Source organism: Variovorax glucosi, from assembly GCF_051216695.1.
In the GTDB taxonomy this organism is placed as follows: domain Bacteria; phylum Pseudomonadota; class Gammaproteobacteria; order Burkholderiales; family Burkholderiaceae_C; genus Variovorax.
The window spans coordinates 1,155,616-1,173,027 of the sequence record NZ_JBPJZE010000002.1 but is presented as its reverse complement, the minus strand read 5'-3'; the positions used below and the strand labels follow the sequence as shown (position 1 = coordinate 1,173,027).

The following is a 17,412-nucleotide window of genomic DNA, read 5'->3' as shown; positions in this document are numbered from 1 at the left end:
CCGATGGGCGCGTTAAGGAGAACTTAATCGCGGATGTTCCAAAGCTGAACGACGCGCCGCGCTGGCGGTTCTACATTCGAGGGTACAAGCAAATCGACCCTCCAAGGACTCGCCGTGTCATGACCTCCCGACCCACGCATTCATCGGCTATCGCCAGAACCCTGGCCAATCTCGACACGCCCGCCGCCGTGATCGACACCGGCCGGATGACCCGCAACATCGAACGCATGCAGAAGAAGGCCGATGCGCTGGGCGTGCGCTTCCGGCCGCATGTGAAGACGACGAAATGTGCCGATGTGTTCGAAGCCCAGCGCCATGCGGGCGCGCGAGGCATCACGGTGTCGACGCTCAAGGAGGCCGACAGATTCTTCGCAGCCGGCGTGACCGACATCCTCTACGCCGTCGGCATGGCCGCCCACCGTCTCGACCACGCATTGCGACTGCGTCGCGCCGGATGCGCTCTCACGATCATCACGGACAGCCTCGAAGGCGCGAACGTCATTGCCGATTTCGGCCATCGCTTCGGCGAAGCCTTCGACGTGCTGATCGAGATCGACACCGATGGCCACCGTTCCGGCGTCAAACCGGAGGAACCGCGGCTGATCGACATCGCACGCGCACTTCACGACGGCGGCATGAAGCTTGCCGGTGTCATCACGCATGCGGGATCGAGCTACGAGCTGGAGACGCCGGAAGCTCTCGCTGCGCTGGCCGAAGTGGAACGCGTCGGTTGCGTGCGCGCCGCAGAACGCATCCGTGACGCCGGCCTGCCTTGCGATGTGGTGAGCGTCGGCTCGACACCCACCGCGCTCGAAGCGCACGGTCTCGAAGGCGTGACCGAACTGCGCGCCGGCGTGTACGTGCTGTTCGACCTCGTGATGCACAACATCGGCGTCTGCAAGACCGACGACATAGCGCTGAGCGTGCTCACCACGGTGATCGGCCACCAGACGGAAAAGGGCTGGGCCATCGTCGATGCGGGCTGGATGGCGATGAGCCGGGACCGGGGAACGTCGCGCATGGGCCACGACTTCGGTTATGGCCAGGTCTGCACGATCGACGGCGAGGTGTTGCCCGGCTATGTGATCGGCAGCGCAAACCAGGAACACGGAATCCTGTCGCGAGAGCCTGGTGCCGGCGAACCCGATGCAGACATCGTATCGACGTTTCCCATCGGCACGCGCCTGCGCATCCTGCCGAACCATGCCTGCGCGACAGGCGCGCAGTTTCCGTCCTATCAGGCCGTCGATGACGCCGGCCGCGTTCAGACCTGGGAGCGTTTTCATGGCTGGTGACACCGGTGCACGTCCTGTCCGCATCGAGGTCCCGGCGCTCGCGAAACCCGGCGGCCACTACAGCCATGCGGTGTGCGGCGCCGGGCTGGTCTTCGTCTCGGGACAACTGCCGATCGGGCCCGACGGACTGCGCCTGACCGAAGCAGACTTCGAAGACCAGGCGCGCCAGACCCTGAGCAATGTCGAGCAGGCGCTGCTGGCCAGCGGATCGGAGATCGCGAAGCTGTTGCAGGTGCGCGTCTATCTCGACGACATCGACAACTGGCCTGCCTTCAACGTCATCTATGCAGCGTGGGCCGGCAGCGCCCTGCCCGCGCGCGCCATCGTCCCCGTGCCGGCGCTGCACTTCGGGTTCAAGATAGAAATCGAAGCCACTGCACTCGCCTGATCCAGGCGAAGGCCTCGGCCTAGAACTCCGCGACCTTGCCCCATGCGGAGGACTGGAACCGGTCCGGATGGTAAGGGCGAGGATCGACGATGGGTTTGCAGGCACTGACCACGTCGGCGATAAGGTGTCCCGCACCCGGTCCGATGCCGAAGCCATGGCCGCTGAATCCCGCGGCCAGGACCAGTCCCGGCAAGGTGGCCGTCTCACCGATCCCGGGAACGCCATCGGGTGTGCTGTCGACATAGCCGGCCCATGCCGAAGTGATCGATCGTTCTGCAAGCTGCGGGACCAGTGCGACTGCCCGGTCGTAAGTGAGTTGCACGACCGACCGGTCGACGGCCGGGTCCAGGACCCGCATCCGCTCCATCGGCGTCGGTCGATCGAGCCTCCACTTCGACCAGCCTTCGTGACCCGACCGGATGCCTTCCAGTCCGCCGGGCGCAAGGTTGCGCCAGCGCCGCTGGAACATGGGCAGGAATTGCGGGGCGAATCGCAGCAGCTGAGGTGTGGGATCGACCCGACCGCGACCGCTGATGGACAGCGTGTATCCGCCATCCGAGCGCCGGGTCATGGAGACGCCCTTGGTGTGGAGCGTATACGGCAATTCGGCTGCGCCCGGAGACACGGCGAGAACCGTCTGCCGGATGGCCGCCTGCGGAAACCGGATTCCATACTGACGGCAGAACGACGATGCCCAGGCTCCGCCGGCCAGCACGGCGATCTTGGTCCGGATCGTGCCTTTTTCGGTGACCACCGCCGAAAGTCGTCCCGCTTCCGTTTCGATGCCACGCGCCGCACAACCCTGGTGGACCGTTCCACCCAGGCGCATGACTGCCCGGGCCACCGCAGGCGCGGCGCGCGAGGGGTCGGCGGTGCCGTCCGTGGGCGAAAAGACGCCGCCTTTCCACGCCTTGCCGGTCACCCGGCCGTGCGCGGCGGCTTCGGCCGAAGTCAGCATCCGGGTATTCACGTCGACGGTGCGAGCGAATTCTCCCCAGCGGGCCCAACCCTCCAGCTCACGCTCGTCGTTGCTCAGATAGAGAAGGCCACACCGCTGAAACCCGGTTTCTTCGCCGGTGTCCGCGGTGAATTGCTCCCACAGGTCAAGACTCCTTGTCGCCATCGGAAGCTCGCGGGCATCGCGGTTCTGCTGCCGGCACCAGCCCCAGTTGCGGCTCGATTGCTCCGCACCGATGCGTCCCTTCTCGACGACCGCCACCTTCATGCCGCGCTTCGCGAGGTAGTAGGCGGTGAACACGCCGATGATGCCGCCACCGATGACGACTACATCGGCGCTGGCCGGCAAGTCGGGCGACGTCGGAACGGCAGTCAGAGGTGCTGGCATATGCAAGGGTTCCTGGACAGAAAGGATGATCGAAGCCTGGATTTTCGTTGCCGGGATTTAAGTTTGCAATTTACGGTTCATGCATCGGCCATTAAGCTCGTGGTTAATGCTCACCTCGGAAGACCTCGCTTTTTTCACTGTGCTTGCGGACTCCAGCTCACTGGCGGAAGCGGCGCGCAAGCTCCACGTCACACCGCCGGCCGTGTCGCAGCGACTCCAGGCCCTGGAGGCGCGCGCCGGCATCCGGCTGCTCGACAGGACCGGTCGGCGTTCCTCGCTGACGGACGAAGGCGTACTGGTCGCAGCGCATGGGCGGATGGTGGCCGAGACGATCGAAGCGTTGTCCGAAGCGCTGGCCGATCGCACGAAAAAGGTGACCGGCCAGCTTCGGGTGGCAGCCCCGCATGGTTTCGGCAGACTCTACGTCGCGCCGGTGGCGGAGGCTTTCGCTCGCACCCATCAGGGCGTGACGATCTCGCTGGAGCTGTCGGACCATCCCGGTGTTCAGCTGATCGAAAGCTGCGATGTCGTGATTCATATCGGGCCTGCGGGCCCACCCAATCAGATAACGACGACCCTGGCGCCGAACCGGCGCCTGCTTTGCGCCAGCCCGGCCTATCTGGAACGCGCAGGGCCGATCGCCTCGCCTGCCGATCTCGCCGGACATCGCTGCCTCGTCGTCAAGGAGAACAACGAGGATTTCAGTCTCTGGCGTTTCGCTTCAGAAGACGGCGAATCGGCCACCGTGCGAATCGCACCGACCATGTCGAGCAACGACGGTGCCGTCGTGCGCGACTGGGCACTGGCGGGCATGGGCATCGCCGTGCGTTCTGAGTGGAACGTCGCGGAGGACATAGCGCAGGGCCGCCTCCGGACGATCCTGCCGAACTGGGAAGCGCCGGCAGCCGATGTCGTCGCGCTTTTCGGCTCGCGACACGGACGAAGTGCGCGGACGACAGCGTTTCTCGCATCGCTCCGGCAATCTCTGCAACCGGTGCCGTGGCGCTCGGGCAACGCCGACGGGAAGCACCTTGGGCTTGGGCTTGGGCTCGATCAGGTCTTGCCGTCTTCCTCTGCCGGCCAGTCGCGGATGTAGGCTTTCAGCATCTTGTTCTCGAAATTCTGACTGTCCACGATGGTCTTGGCCACGTCGTAGAAGCTGATCACCCCCATCAGCATCCGCTTGTCCATCACCGGCATGTAGCGCGCGTGGCGCTCCAGCATGATGCGGCGGACTTCGTCGAGATCGGTTTCGACGGTGCAGGTGACCGGCGCATCGTCCATCGCCTTGCGGATCAGCGTGGTGCCGACCTGCCCGCCGTTGGCGACGATGCAGACGATCACTTCGCGGAAGGTAAGCATGCCGACCAGGTCGCCGTGCTCCATGACGACCAGCGAACCGATGTCCTTTTCAGCCATCGTGGCCACGGCCACGGAGAGCGGCTCATCGGGCGTTACGGTGAAGAGCGTGTTGCCCTTGACGCGCAGGATGTCGCTGACTTTCATCGGAATACCTCTTTGAAGCTCTGGTCGTTATCGCGTTTGAATATAACCCGCGCTCGCTCAGAATAGGCCGCACCTGAAAAAACGGCCAAAGGAGACACATGCCAGGCTATTCCGATCCGGGATTCGACACGCTCGCCCTGCACGCGGGCGCAGCGCCCGATCCGACCACCGGCGCGCGCGCCGTGCCGATCCACCTGACGACATCCTTCGTCTTCGAGTCCAGCGACCACGCCGCCGCGCTGTTCAACCTGGAACGCGCCGGTCACGTCTACAGCCGCATCAGCAATCCGACGAATGCCGTGCTGGAGCAGCGCGTGGCTGCGCTCGAAGGCGGCATCGGCGCCATTGCGACCGCCAGCGGACAGGCCGCGCTTCACCTGAGCGTCGCGACGCTGATGGGCGCCGGCTCGCACATCGTCGCCAGCACCGCGCTCTACGGCGGCTCCCAGAACCTGCTGCACTACACGATGCGGCGCTTCGGCATCGAGACGACTTTCGTCAAGCCCGGCGACTTCGACGGCTGGCGCGCGGCGATACGGCCGAACACCAAGCTGCTGTTCGGCGAGACGGTCGGCAATCCCGGGCTGGACGTGCTCGACATACCGGCCGTCAGCGACATCGCGCATGCAGCCGGCGTGCCGCTGCTGGTCGATTCGACGCTCACCTCGCCCTATCTCATCAAGCCTTTCGACCACGGCGCCGATCTGGTCTACCACTCGGCAACCAAGTTCCTGAGCGGCCACGGCACGGTGATCGGCGGCGTGGTGGTCGACGGCGGCAGCTTCGACTGGGAGCGTTCGGGCAGATTCGCCGAACTGAGCCAGGCCTACGACGGCTTCCACAACATGGTCTTCAGCGAGGAAAGCACCGTCGGCGCCTTCCTGCTGCGTGCCCGCCGCGAAGGCCTGCGCGACTTCGGAGCGTCGATGAGCCCGCACACCGCATGGCTGATCCTGCAAGGCATCGAGACGCTGCCGCTGCGCATGGAGCGGCACATCGACAACACGCAGAAGATCGTCGAGTTCCTGGCCGAGCACCCGTTCGTCTCGCGCGTCGGTCATCCGCTGATGCCGTCGCATCCGAGCCATGCTCTGGCTGGAAAGCTGCTGCGACACGGTGCGCGAGGTGCCGGCGCGGTGTTCAGCTTCGACATCAAGGGCAGCCGCGAACAAGGCAAGAAATTCATAGAGGCGCTGAAGCTCTTCAGCCATCTCGCCAACGTCGGCGACTGCCGCAGCCTGGTGATCCATCCGGCAAGCACGACGCATTTCCGGATGACGGACGAGGCGCTCGCGGGCGCGGGAATCTCGCAAGGCACGATCCGTCTGTCGATCGGCCTCGAGGATCCGGCCGACCTGATCGACGACCTCAAGCGCGCGCTGAAAGCTGCAGAGAAGGCGGGTGCCTGAGATGGAACTGATCGTCGACGGTCACACCACTTATGCCTACACAGGCGGCAAGACGCTCGATCTGGCCAAGCCAACTGTCGTGTTCATCCACGGCGTGCTGAACGACCACAGCGTATGGATTCTGCAGAGCCGCTGGTTCGCGAATCACGGCTGGAACGTTCTGGCGATCGACCTGCCCGGCCACTGCCGCAGCGCCGGAGCGCCGCCGGCGAGCGTTGAGGACGCGGCACGCTTCGTCGTCGCGCTGCTCGATGCCGCGGGCGTCGAGAAGGCTGCGCTGGTCGGGCACAGCTTCGGCTCGCTGATCGCGCTGGAAACCGCCGCGCAGGCGCCGGAGCGGGTGTCGCACATCGCGCTGGTTGGCACGGCATACCCGATGGCTGTGTCACCTGCGCTGCTGGAAAGTTCGCTGAATACACCCATGCGCGCGATCGACATGGTCAACAGCTTCTCGCATTCGATGCTTGCGCCGCCGCCCTCCTCGCTCGGTCCCGGCACCTGGCTGTACGGCGGCTCGAGGGCGCTGATGCGGCGCGTGTTGGCGAGCAACCGCGAAGTCAATGTGTTCCACGTCGGCTTCAAGGCCTGCAACGACTATGCGAACGGCGAAGCGGCGATGGTCGCGGTCGCAGCGGCGGGATGTCCGGTGCTGTTCCTGCTCGGAGCCGCCGACCAGATGACGCCGCCGCGCGCTGCCAAGGCGCTGCAGACGAAGGCCGCCGGCGCAAAGGTCGTGACGGTTCAGGCCGGACACGCGCTGATGTCGGAAGCGCCGGATGCCGTTCTTTTCGCGCTGAAGGATTTTCTGGACGCCTAGACCGAGAACGTTTTCGGCTCTGCTCTCAGCGCCGCAAGCAACTTCGCGGCGTGCGGCGTGGAAACCTGTGGCGGTTGCAATGCCGACAGCATCCGCGACAGCGTCTCCGCATGCGGCAACAAAGGACCGACGAAGCGCGTGCCGTCCGCGCCGGCCACGAGGATGGTCGGGAAGGTCTCGACATCGAAATCGTCGGCCAGATCGGCATGGTCCTCGATGTCGACCCAGGCGAAGCGAAAGCCGGGATGCGCGCGCTCGACCTGCGCGAAGAACGGTCGGTATTCGCGACAGGCGCCGCACCATTCGGCGCAGAGGCATACGACCCAAAGGGCGTCGGTCGGTTCGTGCACGGTCATTCAGAAACCACGCTTTGCCGGCGTTTCGAGCCGCAACACGTCGCGCAGCGTGAGCTGCGCCAAAGGACGCTGCTGCCAGACCGGCGCCAGCGCGGCAGCTCGCGGCAGCAAGAGCTCGCCCAGCAGCGGTACCAGCGATGTCGTGTCGGGTGTGACGAGCATCACGTAGCGACGGTCTGCCGCCTCGGTGCGTTCGGCGAGCGGCGCGATCCAGTCCAGAGCGACCAGGGTGTCGAGCACCGGCGCCAGCTGCAATGCATCGACGCGCAGGCGATGCACGAGTTCGATGGTGTCCAGTCCGCGCTCGGGCGTAGTGCGCGCGGCGTGCAGTTCCTGCAGCGCCTCGACCGCCAGCAGGAACGACCAGCCCGGCGTGTCGCTGCGCCGCGCGACGCCGGCCACCAGACTGGGAAGATAGGCCGCGATGACCGCGCCCAGCAGCACGATGACCCAGGCGACATAGATCCATATCAGCAGGATAGGAACCGTCGCGAAGGCGCCGTAAAGCACCGAATAGGTCGGGACCAGGCTCAGGTAATAGCCGAGCACGCGCTTGGCGATCTCGATTGCGGCGGCAACGAAGACACCGCCGGCGAAGGCATGCGTCCATTTCACGGCGGTGTTGGGCACGAAGCGATAGAGCGCGGCCATGCCACCGGCAAGCAGCACGAATTCGAAGGCGTCGAACACCATCTTCAGCATGCCTGTGCCGCCGCCTCCGCCGCCCTCGCCGCCGACCGCGCCGCGCGATGCGGAGAACACATACGAGGTGGTGCTCAGGCTCACGGCCAGCATCGGCGGGCCGAGCGTGATCGCGGCCCAGTAGATGAAGACGCGCTGTGCCAGCGGACGCGGCGTGGGCACGCGCCAGATGTTGTTGAGCGTCTTGTCGATGGTCAGGATCAGCGCGATGGCGGTGACCAGCAACACGCCGAGCCCGGCAACGCCGAGCCCGCTGGCCTTGCTGGCGAATTGGTTCAGATAGCCAAGCACCTGGCGCGCGATGTTGTCCGGTATCAGGCTGTCGATGAGCCAGCGCTGCAGGCGGTCCTGCATGGTGGCGAACATCGGGAAGACGGTGAACAGGGCGAGCGCGACAGTGAAGAACGGCACCATGGCAATGGTGGTCGTGAAGGTCAGGCTGCTGGCAGTGAGCCCCAGGCGGTCTTCCTTGAAGCGTTGACCCAGCGCCACCGCGGTGTTGCGCCAGGGAAAGTGGGAAAAGTCTTTCCAGGAGGGCCGGCGTTTCATCCTCGTATCATAAAGAGCTCGCCCCCAGGCTTGCCCACTTCGTGTGGCAGCGCCTACCCCCTGCCGGGGGCGACACTGGCGGACTGGCGAAGCCAGATCCGCGGTGTCCCTGATGAATCCTAATACGCCCCTTTACTCCTCTGCGTCTGTTGCTGCTACCCGATGGTTGGCCGTTGGTAGCCTGGTCGGACTGATCGTCCTGGGTTTTGCCTGGGAGATCTGGCTGGCGCCGTTGCGGCCGGGCGGATCGTGGCTGGCGCTGAAGGTGCTGCCGTTGGTGGTGCCGCTGGCAGGGTTGTTGAAGAACCGCATGTACACGTACCGCTGGGTCAGCCTGATGATCTGGCTTTATTTCACCGAGGGCGTGGTGCGTGCGTGGAGCGATGCGCTGCCGCTGAGCCGGGCGCTGGCGGGGCTGGAGATCGTGCTCTGCCTTTTGCTTTTCATCGCTTGCGCGCTGCATGTGCGACTGCGGTTGCGTGCGCCCCGACCGACTGAATCCTGATCTTTTCGATATGACTGACAAGAACGTTCTCTTCGAACAACTTCGCGCCGTGGTCGGCGCCTCCAACGTCCTGACCGAAGGCGATCTCAGCGCCTGGGAACAGGAGTGGCGCAAGCGGATGCAGGGCAAGGCGCTCGCGGTCGTGCGTCCGGCGACGACGCAGCAGGTCGCCGATGTGGTGAAGCTCTGCGCCGCGTCCGGTACGTCGCTGGTCCCGCAGGGCGGCAATACCGGGTTGGCGGTCGGCTCGACGCCGGACACCAGCGGCACGCAGATCGTGCTGAGCCTGCAGCGGATGAATGCCGTCCGTGCGATCGATGCAGCCAATCTCACGGTGACGGTCGAGGCCGGCTGCATCCTCCAGACGCTGCAGGAAACCGCCGAGAAGGCAGGCTTCCTGTTCCCGCTGAGCCTCGCCGCCGAGGGCAGCTGCACCATCGGCGGCAATCTCGCGACCAACGCCGGCGGCACGCAGGTCGTCCGCTACGGCAACGCGCGCGACCTCTGCCTGGGACTGGAGATCGTCACGTCGCAGGGCGAGATATGGGACGGCACCAGCGGTCTTCGCAAGGACAACACCGGCTATGACCTGCGCGATCTGCTGATCGGCAGCGAAGGCACGCTGGGCATCATCACCGCCGCTTCCATGAAGCTTTATCCGCAGCCGGCCGCGCGGCTGACCGCCTGGGCGGCGGTGCCGTCGCTCGATCACGCGGTCACGTTGCTCGGCATGGCGCACGGCCAGCTCGGCGCCGGCCTGACCGGCTTCGAGGTGATGGGCAAGTTCGCGCTGAGCCTGGTCGGCAAGCACATGCCGCAGTTGCGCGTGCCGTTCCTGGACGACGAGAACGCACCGTGGTGCGTGTTGCTGGAGAACTCCGACAGCGAATCCGAGGACCATGCCCGCGCGCGTTTCGAGGCGCTGCTCGAACGCGCGTTCGAGGAAGGCTGCGTCGTCGATGCCGTGGTGGCTGAAAACATCGCGCAGGCACACCAGCTCTGGCATGTGCGCGAAAGCATTCCGCTGGCGCAGGCCGAGGAAGGCCTGAACATCAAGCACGACATTTCGATCGCCGTGTCGCGCATTCCGGCTTTCGTCGCCGAGACCGATGCGACGCTTCAGCGCGAAGTCCCGGGCGTGCGGCTGGTGAATTTCGGCCATCTGGGCGACGGCAACCTGCACTACAACGTCCAGGCACCGGCCGAGGGCGATACCAAGGTTTTCCTGCGTCAGGAAGAAGAGCGCGTGAATACGCTGGTCTATGACGCGGTCGAAAGGTTCGGAGGTTCCTTTTCAGCGGAGCACGGAATCGGCGGACTCAAGGTGCACAAGCTTGAAAAGCACAAGTCGCCGGTGGCGCTGGGCATGATGCGGGCGATCAAGCAGGGGCTGGACCCGCAGAACATCATGAATCCGGGGCGAGTGTTGCGGGCTTGAGCAGCAACTGGTTGTGCGGATAAAATATGCGCATACTCCATGCCCGAAAGAACGCACATGCTTCACTTCGATAAAGCGCCCAAGAAAGCAACCAACCTCAGCCTCAACAGCAAAGTGCTTGAGATGGCGCGCGAGTTGGGGATGAATGTGTCGCAGACGGTCGATGGTCTGCTCGCGGAAGAGGTGAAGCGCCGTTACCTCGAAAAGTGGGCCGACGAGAGCAAGGACGGCATTGCCGCATACAACGCCCGCATCGCAAGAGAGGGTTTGCCGTTGGCCAAGTACCGGACGTTCGCACGCAGTCTCGGCGATGGGAAAAATAGCTGATGGCGCGATTCGATGTGTATGCGAATCCGGATATGGACGACCGCGCGGTCGTCCCGTATTTGCTGGATGTCCAGAGCGACTATCTGAAAGGTCTCGAGACGCGCGTCGTGATACCGCTCTTCGCAGCCGCCCGCTTCAGCACCACCGTCCGCACGCTGAATCCCGAGCTTAAGGTCGACGGGAAAAGCGTCGTCATGGACACGGCGTCCATCGGCGCAGTGCCCGCAGGCGAGTTGCGCAGACCGGTGGTGAACGTCTCCGGCAGGCAGCTCGACATACAGGATGCGCTCGACGCGCTATTTGCAGGTTACTGAAATGACAACGCCCGAAAGCATTGCCCGCCCCGTCCGCTCCCAATACGAAGACTTCATGCGCCACGTCGACACGACCGGCGTGCACAAGGCCGATCGCACCGGCACCGGCACGAAAAGCGTGTTCGGCTACCAGATGCGCTTCGACCTGAACGAGGGCTTCCCGCTTGTCACGACCAAGAAAGTCCACCTGCGCTCCATCATCCAGGAGCTGCTCTGGTTCCTGACCGGCTCCAGCGACAACAACTGGCTCAAGGCGCGCGGCGTCAGCATCTGGGACGAATGGGCGCCCGATAACGGTGACCTGGGTCCGGTCTACGGTGTGCAGTGGCGCAGCTGGCCGACGCCCGACGGCGGGCACATCGACCAGATCGCCGAAGTCGTCAAGACACTGAAATCCAACCCCGACTCGCGCCGCATCATCGTCAGCGCCTGGAACGTGGCCGAGCTGTCGAAGATGGCGCTGATGCCGTGCCATGCCTTCTTCCAGTTCTACGTCGCGCCGCCGCAAAATGTCGGAGAACGCGGCAAGCTCAGTTGCCAGCTCTACCAGCGCAGCGCCGACATCTTTCTCGGCGTGCCTTTCAACATCGCCAGCTACGCGCTCCTCACGCACATGGTGGCGCAGCAGTGCGACCTCGACGTCGGAGATTTCATCTGGACCGGCGGCGACTGCCACATCTACGCCAACCATGCCGAGCAGGTCGCGCTTCAGCTGAGCCGCACGCCGTATCCGTATCCGACGCTGGTCATCAAACGCAAACCCGATTCGATCTTCGGCTACGACTACGAGGATTTCGAAGTGGTGGACTACCAGCATCACGCCGCGATCAAGGCGCCGGTGGCTGTCTGACGATGACGATCCCGCATCCGCATCCGCTGCCGCGCCTCAACCTCATCTACGCCCGTGCCGCCAACGGCGTCATCGGCAAGGACAATGCCCTGCCCTGGCAGCTGCCGGAAGACATGGCGCATTTCAAGCGAACGACTGCCGGATCGCCGGTGATCATGGGCCGGAAGACCTGGGATTCGCTGCCCCCGCGTTTCCGGCCGCTGCCGGGGCGGCGCAACATCGTCGTGACAAGACAGGCCACCTGGACAGGCGAAGGCGCCGAACGCGCCGGAGGCCTGCGGGAAGCGGTGTCGCTGTGCGCGGGCGTCGCGGATATCTGGGTCATCGGCGGTGCGCAGATCTACGCCGAAGCGGCACCGCTGGCGCAGCGCGCCGTCGTGACCGAGATCGAACACGAGTTCGAAGGCGACGCCTGGGCGCCGGTGCTCGGCCACGAATGGCATGAGACATTGCGCGAATCGCACCTCGGCGCCGCCGGCCTGTCTTTCAGCTTCGTCACCTACGAAAGAAAAGCCTCACCGACGGCCGATGTCACGCCGGAAGCTGCGCAAATCCGGACGAGCTGAACGACGTGTCGACGGGCGTGTCGACAGCGACTTTCGAATCGAAGATCTCGACGCCGCCCCGCATTCTTCTCTTGACCGTGTAGAGCGCGGCGTCGGCGGCAGCCACCCAGTCGTCGGGTGATGCGAAGCCGTCGTGATAGCACGCGATGCCCGTGCTGATGCTGATGTTGCCGCAGGGAACGGTCCAGGGATCGGCATCCTCGGCACTGCGGTTCAGGTCCGCCTGCATTCTCTCGACGAAAGCCAGCGCCTCGGTCGGGCCGGCGCCGTTCAGCATCACCACGAACTCGTCGCCTCCGTAGCGGGCCGCAAGATCGTGGCGCGGCACATTGGCTTTCAGCAGCGCACCCATCCGGCGGATCACGGCATCGCCTGCCGCATGCCCGCCCGCGTCGTTGATGCGCTTGAAATGATCGACGTCGCACAGCAGCAGCGCCGCTTTCGGCGCCACGGCGCCATTCGAATTGCGCATCTCCTGGAAGACCCTGCTCAATTCGTCTCCGAAGCTGCGCCGGTTGTTCACGGCGGACAGCGAATCTTCCCGGCTCATCCGGCCCAGCGCCTCACTGGTTCGGCGCAAACCGCGCGCAAACTGCAACGTCGACCAGCCGAAGGCGGGAAAGTACAGCGCCATCATCGGCAGACAGGCGTACTGCACGCGAAGACTGGAGTCCGGCGTGAAGTGCCAGGGAAGGACAAGCCATGCCAGCAACACTCCCAGCGCCCCTGCCATCACGCCCTGCACCCAGAGTCGCGGTCCGCCGACCGCCATGTTGTTCATGCTCATGATCGTCACCGCGACCGCGCTGGGCATAAGGTTCCCACCGATGACGTAGACGCACATGCACAAAAGCATGGAGTCGACCATCAGGTTCTCCTTTTCCGCCCGGTCGGGCAAATCCGCACGCGACGACCGCTGGTAGGCCAGATGCGGCCAGATCAGCGAGACGAAGAAGAGAAATGCCCAGACATGCCAGACCGAGTCCCGTTCCGACAGGGCAACGACCAGACCGAAGCCTCCAAGACCCAGACCGGCAACGCGCGGCACGTAGATCTGCTGCGGCAACCGGACACCGGAGGCGTCTCGCCTTGGGACAATGAAGGGCATAGGCAGGGAGGTTGAAGGACGCGGAACGAATCGGACAGCCCGTAATTTAAGACATTTGGCGCTTGAAAATACACATTTTGTTGCAAGATCGATCAGGCAACGGCAGGTCGGTCGGCTGACTGCCGGGGACCGGACGCGTCCAGATAGTCCGAGAGCCAGATTCCCAGTACGCTGGCCCGCATCGGCTTCGCGAAGAGAAAACCCTGGAGTTCATCGCAGCCCATCCGCAGCAGAATGTCGCGCTGGCCTCGGTGCTCCACGCCCTCGGCCACGACCCGCAATCCAAGCGCATGGGCGAGCTGGATCACCGCCGCGACGACCGCCCTCGCGTCTTCCTTGCTTTCCAGTTCGCGAACGAAACTGCGATCGATCTTCAGCTGGCGCGCCGGAAGCTGGCGCAGGTAGCTGAGGCTGGAATAGCCGGTGCCGAAATCGTCGATCGAAAGATAGACGCCGATGCGCGCCAGATCGTCGAACGTGCGCTGCGTGGCCTTGATGTCTTCCATCGCGACCGATTCGGTGATCTCGCACATGAGCTGCGAGGCCGGAACGCCGTGGCGCAGCAACGCGTGCGCGATCCGCTCGGCGAGCCCGTCCTCGCGAAGCTGCATGACGGACAGGTTCACGGCGACGTTCATCGACAGCCCTTCGTCGCGCCATGCCGCAATCTGCCGGCAAGCATCGTCGATGATCCAGTCGCCGAGCCTGACGATCATTCCGAAGCGTTCCGCCAGCCCGATGAAGTGCAGCGGCCCCACCAGTCCACGCTGCGCATGGTTCCATCGCACCAGCGCTTCGACGCCGCTGACGCCGCCGCCGACGCCGTCGATCTTGGGCTGGTAGTAGAGCTCGAACTCGTTGCGGTCGAGCGCCTTGCGCAGGTCGCTCTGAAGTTCGAGCTGGTCGCTGGCGTCGGCCAGCATGTGGGATTCGAACATGGCGTAGTTGGCACCGCCGTTGCGCTTGGCCGCATACATCGCGGCGTCGGCGTTGGCCACCAGCTTGTCCGCCTCGCCCTGGTCGGGATGCAGCACGATACCGATCGAACAGGCGATCTGCACCTGCCGGCCGAGCACGTCGAACGGCTGCGTCAGCGCGTGCAGGATGCGGTTCGCGACATCCGCGCAGCCGGCCTCATCGGACACGCCTTCGAGCATCATCAGGAATTCGTCGCCGCCGATGCGCGCGACCGTGTCGCTTTCGCGGGCAGCGCCGAGCAGGCGCGCAGCCGCTGCCTGCAATATCAGGTCGCCGGCCTTGTGCCCGAAAGAATCGTTGACGGGCTTGAAGCCGTCCAGGTCGACGAACAGGACAGCGATCCGCTCTTCGATGCGCAACTGGTTCGCGCGCGTCATGCGCTTCAGCGCGTGGTACAGACGATCCTCGAACAGGACCCGGTTCGGCAGACCGGTCAATGCATCGGTGAACGCACGACGACGCAACTCGTGATTCGCGTCCTTGAGTTGCGCGTTCGACTGTTCCAGCGAATGGGCGAGGCGCCGCGCCACCACCTGTAGCCGTGCCTCGAGCAGCGATGTGAAGAGCGTTCCGAGCAGGAGCATGCTGGACGCCACGAGCACGATGCCGGTCAGCCCGGCGCCGCCGAGCGCATTCGCGCTGAGACAGACGGAACCCGCCGGAAAATTCGCCGCTGCCATGCCGGTGTAGTGCATGCCGCAGATGGCGATACCCATCAGCACCGCCGCCAGAAGCTGGACCTGCGGCCGACGCTCCTGCCGCACCCGGACCAGCAAACCGAAGATCGACAGCGCGGCAGCCGACGCAGCGACCGCGATCAGCACGGAGAGCGCGACCGTCGGCCAGTGCCAGACGATGCCCGGCGCCATGTCGATGGCCGCCATGCCGAGATAGTGCATGCCGGAAATGCCCGCACCCATGACCAGCGAAGCGATCAGCACGCGCTTCAGGCTGTAGTCCGCCCTGCTCGCCACCCACAGCGCGACAGCCGATGCCGCAACGGCGGCGATCCAGGAGACGAGCGTGAGCAATCCGGTGAAACCGATGCGGATCGGCAACGAGAAACCCAGCATGCCGACGAAATGCATGGACCAGATGCCGGTTCCGAGCGCAACCGAGCCAACGGTCCACCAGGGCGCACTGAAGATGCCGTCGGCGGAAAGGACACGGCGCGACAGGTCCAGCGCGACGTACGAAGCCAGCGTCGCGATCAACAGCGACGCAGCAACGAGCCACAGGTTGTGGTCGGCGGTGAGGTAAGCCCCGGACAGCAGGGGCGACGAAAAGGTTTGTGTCGGCGGAATCACACCTGCGATACGCAGTCAGCGCCGAAATCGATTCAGTGTCGCAGCAGCTTTTTGCTGGATTTTTTTCTGTTCGAGAGAAAGTACGCGATGGATCGTCAGTTCCTGCGTTTCTTGATGGCCGCGATGCCGGTCTGCGTGACCGCTGTCACGGTGGCCGCCGAGGCATATCTGCCGCCCTGCCGGTCGGGTATGTAGGCAGGGATCCTGGCCACCACCAGCCCCGCAGCCTGGAGCGATAGAAGCTTGTGAATGTCTTCCGCAGCTGTGATGTCGATCGGCAGCTGCTCACCAGCAAGACGTGCCAGCAGGACGTAGGGCATGCCGATTCCAAAGAGCGAAGATAGTAGTTATATCCTTTCTTTCAAAATCTATCGCAAAAAAACATAAAAAATTGCTTCTCTATCGGAATCGCTTGGTGAACTCGCGAACGACCCCAATGATTTTCGCGGTGCCGAGCGGTTTGATCGGGTAACGGCTGTTGAGCGGCTTGAGATAAAGATCGCCGCCGTCTTTGACCAGTTGCTTGAAAGTCGTCTCGTTGGCGGTATTGAGCGCAATCACATAGTCGCCCGGGATCGGCAGCATTTCGGGCTCCACGATCAGGATTGCACCGGGTGGAAATGAATCGCCGGTTTCGCTCACCATGCTGTCGCCGTGCACCCGCAATGCGTAGGTATGACGCTTGACGTCGATTCGCACGGGAACGGTGTCGAAAGACAAATTCTGCTTGAAGTTGTCGATGACGGTGTAGTTGCCGGCTTCGACTTCAGACACCAGCGGAACCTCCGCCCGCATGTCCGGCACTGCATCAGCCCGCATCCCGGAAAGCAGTTCGGCGACCGGCACGCCGAGCACATCCGCGACGCGTTGCCAGTTGCTGCGGCGCGGTGCCGTCCCACCCGGTCGCTCCCATTGCTGAACAGCGCCCCGGCTCACGCCTACGGCAACAGCGAACTGCTGCTCGCTCATATGAAGACGTTTTCGGCCTTCGCGAATGTATAGATGGCTGCTCACAGCCTGAAAGACTAGATTGCGCCGATGATTACAAAGGTATCAATGATAGGTTTTCCAACATTTCGGCAGCCTCGAAAACGCCGGATATCGCAGGACATTCCGTTTTGCTAACGTTCCGGCTTCGTTCTTTCGTTTGCCTTGCTTTCATCTTTTTCTCCTGTTCGCAGTTATTCATCCGAGCCCAATGCTTTCGATTCACGCAGACACATCCCATGTCATCCAGCTGGCCGTCGGGCCGGCTTTCATGCTTGCCGCGATCGGCGGCACGCTGACCGTCCTGACCGGACGTCTAGCCCGCGTCAATGACCGGACGCTCAAACGTCGGGAAGAGGCGCCGTCTCCGGACCTGGCAAAGCGCCTCGAGATCGACCAGGAACTCGCGACGCTCAACCGCCGCGCAAAAGTCATCAATTCGGCAATTACCGCCGGCGCGGTCTGCGCAATACTGGTTTGCACCCTGATCGGCTCGCTGTTCGTAGGCAACGAACTTGAAATTGCGTTCGACAGACCGGTTGCAGTGCTATTCATTCTGGCCATGCTGGGCCTTGTCGCAACCTACACCTTGCTGCTTGTAGAGATATTCATGGCGCAACACAGCATCAATCCGACCTGAAAATCCGGCTCTTCAGACTTTTAGG

General features: G+C 63.9%; 20 protein-coding genes. 12 read left to right on the top strand and 8 right to left on the bottom strand.

Going from position 1 to position 17,412, the window contains the following annotated elements; translation table 11 throughout:
• The first annotated feature begins 119 nt into the window (after positions 1-119).
• Positions 120-1,295, top strand: coding sequence for a DSD1 family PLP-dependent enzyme (locus tag ACSFA3_RS13735; protein WP_435505996.1), 1,176 nt, complete (start codon positions 120-122; stop codon positions 1,293-1,295).
• Entirely contained in the window at positions 1,285-1,683 is a 399-nt protein-coding gene (locus tag ACSFA3_RS13730) for a RidA family protein (RefSeq protein ID WP_435505995.1), read from the top strand. Before ACSFA3_RS13735 ends, ACSFA3_RS13730 begins: the two co-directional genes overlap by 11 nt.
• A 19-nt stretch (positions 1,684-1,702) precedes the next feature.
• On the opposite strand, the gene ACSFA3_RS13725 is transcribed toward ACSFA3_RS13730, so the two are convergent.
• Positions 1,703-3,028 carry an NAD(P)/FAD-dependent oxidoreductase gene (locus ACSFA3_RS13725; protein ID WP_435505994.1) on the bottom strand — a complete coding sequence of 442 codons (1,326 nt, stop codon included), beginning with the start codon at positions 3,026-3,028 and terminating at the stop codon, positions 1,703-1,705.
• A gap of 79 nt (positions 3,029-3,107) precedes the next feature.
• Here ACSFA3_RS13725 and ACSFA3_RS13720 point away from each other — a divergent pair, with 79 nt between their 5' ends.
• The gene (locus ACSFA3_RS13720) at positions 3,108-4,124 is read left to right on the top strand and encodes a LysR family transcriptional regulator (RefSeq protein WP_435505993.1); all 1,017 of its coding nucleotides are present in this window, start codon (positions 3,108-3,110) and stop codon (positions 4,122-4,124) included.
• Here ACSFA3_RS13720 and ACSFA3_RS13715 read toward each other — a convergent pair.
• Positions 4,082-4,534, bottom strand: a complete 453-nt coding sequence (locus ACSFA3_RS13715; protein WP_435505992.1) for a CBS domain-containing protein — start codon at positions 4,532-4,534, stop codon at positions 4,082-4,084. The genes ACSFA3_RS13720 and ACSFA3_RS13715 overlap by 43 nt on opposite strands.
• 98 nt (positions 4,535-4,632) lie before the next feature.
• Here ACSFA3_RS13715 and ACSFA3_RS13710 point away from each other — a divergent pair, with 98 nt between their 5' ends.
• A complete protein-coding gene (locus ACSFA3_RS13710; protein ID WP_435505991.1) occupies positions 4,633-5,943 on the top strand; it encodes an O-acetylhomoserine aminocarboxypropyltransferase in 1,311 nt (436 codons plus the stop codon).
• A 1-nt stretch (position 5,944) separates the two neighbouring features.
• Complete coding sequence (locus ACSFA3_RS13705) at positions 5,945-6,760, top strand: alpha/beta fold hydrolase (protein WP_435505990.1); 816 nt, start codon at positions 5,945-5,947, stop codon at positions 6,758-6,760.
• On the opposite strand, the gene ACSFA3_RS13700 is transcribed toward ACSFA3_RS13705, so the two are convergent.
• Together ACSFA3_RS13700 and ACSFA3_RS13695 are read right to left on the bottom strand one after the other, a co-directional pair.
• Positions 6,757-7,116, bottom strand: coding sequence for a thioredoxin family protein (locus tag ACSFA3_RS13700; RefSeq protein ID WP_435505989.1), 360 nt, complete (start codon positions 7,114-7,116; stop codon positions 6,757-6,759). The two genes, ACSFA3_RS13705 and ACSFA3_RS13700, sit on opposite strands and share 4 nt — an antisense overlap.
• A complete protein-coding gene (locus ACSFA3_RS13695; protein ID WP_435505988.1) occupies positions 7,117-8,367 on the bottom strand; it encodes a YihY family inner membrane protein in 1,251 nt (416 codons plus the stop codon).
• 112 nt (positions 8,368-8,479) lie between these two features.
• Here ACSFA3_RS13695 and ACSFA3_RS13690 point away from each other — a divergent pair, with 112 nt between their 5' ends.
• The 6 genes from ACSFA3_RS13690 to ACSFA3_RS13665 are packed head-to-tail and all read left to right on the top strand — an operon-like array spanning position 8,480 to position 12,367.
• Positions 8,480-8,872, top strand: a complete 393-nt coding sequence (locus ACSFA3_RS13690; RefSeq protein WP_435505987.1) for a DUF2069 domain-containing protein — start codon at positions 8,480-8,482, stop codon at positions 8,870-8,872.
• 10 nt (positions 8,873-8,882) lie between these two features.
• Positions 8,883-10,310: an FAD-binding oxidoreductase gene (locus ACSFA3_RS13685; RefSeq protein WP_435505986.1), complete on the top strand. Its 1,428-nt coding sequence runs from the start codon at positions 8,883-8,885 to the stop codon at positions 10,308-10,310.
• 57 nt (positions 10,311-10,367) lie between these two features.
• The gene (locus ACSFA3_RS13680) at positions 10,368-10,637 is read left to right on the top strand and encodes a type II toxin-antitoxin system CcdA family antitoxin (protein WP_435505985.1); all 270 of its coding nucleotides are present in this window, start codon (positions 10,368-10,370) and stop codon (positions 10,635-10,637) included.
• Positions 10,637-10,951, top strand: coding sequence for a CcdB family protein (locus ACSFA3_RS13675; protein ID WP_435505984.1), 315 nt, complete (start codon positions 10,637-10,639; stop codon positions 10,949-10,951). The genes ACSFA3_RS13680 and ACSFA3_RS13675 overlap by 1 nt, the downstream gene beginning before the upstream one ends.
• 1 nt (position 10,952) lies before the next feature.
• Complete coding sequence (locus ACSFA3_RS13670) at positions 10,953-11,801, top strand: thymidylate synthase (RefSeq protein WP_435505983.1); 849 nt, start codon at positions 10,953-10,955, stop codon at positions 11,799-11,801.
• 2 nt (positions 11,802-11,803) lie between these two features.
• The gene (locus ACSFA3_RS13665) at positions 11,804-12,367 is read left to right on the top strand and encodes a dihydrofolate reductase (protein WP_435505982.1); all 564 of its coding nucleotides are present in this window, start codon (positions 11,804-11,806) and stop codon (positions 12,365-12,367) included.
• Here ACSFA3_RS13665 and ACSFA3_RS13660 read toward each other — a convergent pair.
• The 4 genes from ACSFA3_RS13660 to ACSFA3_RS13645 all read right to left on the bottom strand — a co-directional run bounded on the left by ACSFA3_RS13660 (position 12,333) and on the right by ACSFA3_RS13645 (position 16,774).
• On the bottom strand, positions 12,333-13,475 hold the full coding sequence (locus ACSFA3_RS13660) for a diguanylate cyclase (RefSeq protein ID WP_435505981.1): 1,143 nt from the start codon (positions 13,473-13,475) through the stop codon (positions 12,333-12,335). The two genes, ACSFA3_RS13665 and ACSFA3_RS13660, sit on opposite strands and share 35 nt — an antisense overlap.
• A gap of 92 nt (positions 13,476-13,567) precedes the next feature.
• Positions 13,568-15,760 (bottom strand): putative bifunctional diguanylate cyclase/phosphodiesterase, encoded by a 2,193-nt coding sequence (locus ACSFA3_RS13655; RefSeq protein WP_435505980.1) that lies wholly within the window; start codon positions 15,758-15,760, stop codon positions 13,568-13,570.
• Between the two features lie 95 nt (positions 15,761-15,855).
• Positions 15,856-16,080, bottom strand: a complete 225-nt coding sequence (locus ACSFA3_RS13650) for a hypothetical protein (RefSeq protein WP_435505979.1) — start codon at positions 16,078-16,080, stop codon at positions 15,856-15,858.
• Between the two features lie 79 nt (positions 16,081-16,159).
• A complete protein-coding gene (locus ACSFA3_RS13645) occupies positions 16,160-16,774 on the bottom strand; it encodes a LexA family protein (RefSeq protein WP_435505978.1) in 615 nt (204 codons plus the stop codon).
• 184 nt (positions 16,775-16,958) lie between these two features.
• Here ACSFA3_RS13645 and ACSFA3_RS13640 point away from each other — a divergent pair, with 184 nt between their 5' ends.
• On the top strand, positions 16,959-17,387 hold the full coding sequence (locus tag ACSFA3_RS13640; protein ID WP_435505977.1) for a DUF2721 domain-containing protein: 429 nt from the start codon (positions 16,959-16,961) through the stop codon (positions 17,385-17,387).
• Positions 17,388-17,412: the final 25 nt, after the last annotated feature.

Coding starts and splice junctions, on each gene's coding strand:
- ACSFA3_RS13735 (WP_435505996.1), top strand. CDS start 120: ATGACCTCCCGACCCACGCATTCATCGGCTATCGCCAGAACCCTGGCC.
- ACSFA3_RS13730 (WP_435505995.1), top strand. CDS start 1,285: ATGGCTGGTGACACCGGTGCACGTCCTGTCCGCATCGAGGTCCCGGCG.
- ACSFA3_RS13725 (WP_435505994.1), bottom strand. CDS start 3,028: ATGCCAGCACCTCTGACTGCCGTTCCGACGTCGCCCGACTTGCCGGCC.
- ACSFA3_RS13720 (WP_435505993.1), top strand. CDS start 3,108: ATGCATCGGCCATTAAGCTCGTGGTTAATGCTCACCTCGGAAGACCTC.
- ACSFA3_RS13715 (WP_435505992.1), bottom strand. CDS start 4,534: ATGAAAGTCAGCGACATCCTGCGCGTCAAGGGCAACACGCTCTTCACC.
- ACSFA3_RS13710 (WP_435505991.1), top strand. CDS start 4,633: ATGCCAGGCTATTCCGATCCGGGATTCGACACGCTCGCCCTGCACGCG.
- ACSFA3_RS13705 (WP_435505990.1), top strand. CDS start 5,945: ATGGAACTGATCGTCGACGGTCACACCACTTATGCCTACACAGGCGGC.
- ACSFA3_RS13700 (WP_435505989.1), bottom strand. CDS start 7,116: ATGACCGTGCACGAACCGACCGACGCCCTTTGGGTCGTATGCCTCTGC.
- ACSFA3_RS13695 (WP_435505988.1), bottom strand. CDS start 8,367: ATGAAACGCCGGCCCTCCTGGAAAGACTTTTCCCACTTTCCCTGGCGC.
- ACSFA3_RS13690 (WP_435505987.1), top strand. CDS start 8,480: ATGAATCCTAATACGCCCCTTTACTCCTCTGCGTCTGTTGCTGCTACC.
- ACSFA3_RS13685 (WP_435505986.1), top strand. CDS start 8,883: ATGACTGACAAGAACGTTCTCTTCGAACAACTTCGCGCCGTGGTCGGC.
- ACSFA3_RS13680 (WP_435505985.1), top strand. CDS start 10,368: ATGCTTCACTTCGATAAAGCGCCCAAGAAAGCAACCAACCTCAGCCTC.
- ACSFA3_RS13675 (WP_435505984.1), top strand. CDS start 10,637: ATGGCGCGATTCGATGTGTATGCGAATCCGGATATGGACGACCGCGCG.
- ACSFA3_RS13670 (WP_435505983.1), top strand. CDS start 10,953: ATGACAACGCCCGAAAGCATTGCCCGCCCCGTCCGCTCCCAATACGAA.
- ACSFA3_RS13665 (WP_435505982.1), top strand. CDS start 11,804: ATGACGATCCCGCATCCGCATCCGCTGCCGCGCCTCAACCTCATCTAC.
- ACSFA3_RS13660 (WP_435505981.1), bottom strand. CDS start 13,475: ATGCCCTTCATTGTCCCAAGGCGAGACGCCTCCGGTGTCCGGTTGCCG.
- ACSFA3_RS13650 (WP_435505979.1), bottom strand. CDS start 16,080: ATGCCCTACGTCCTGCTGGCACGTCTTGCTGGTGAGCAGCTGCCGATC.
- ACSFA3_RS13640 (WP_435505977.1), top strand. CDS start 16,959: ATGCTTTCGATTCACGCAGACACATCCCATGTCATCCAGCTGGCCGTC.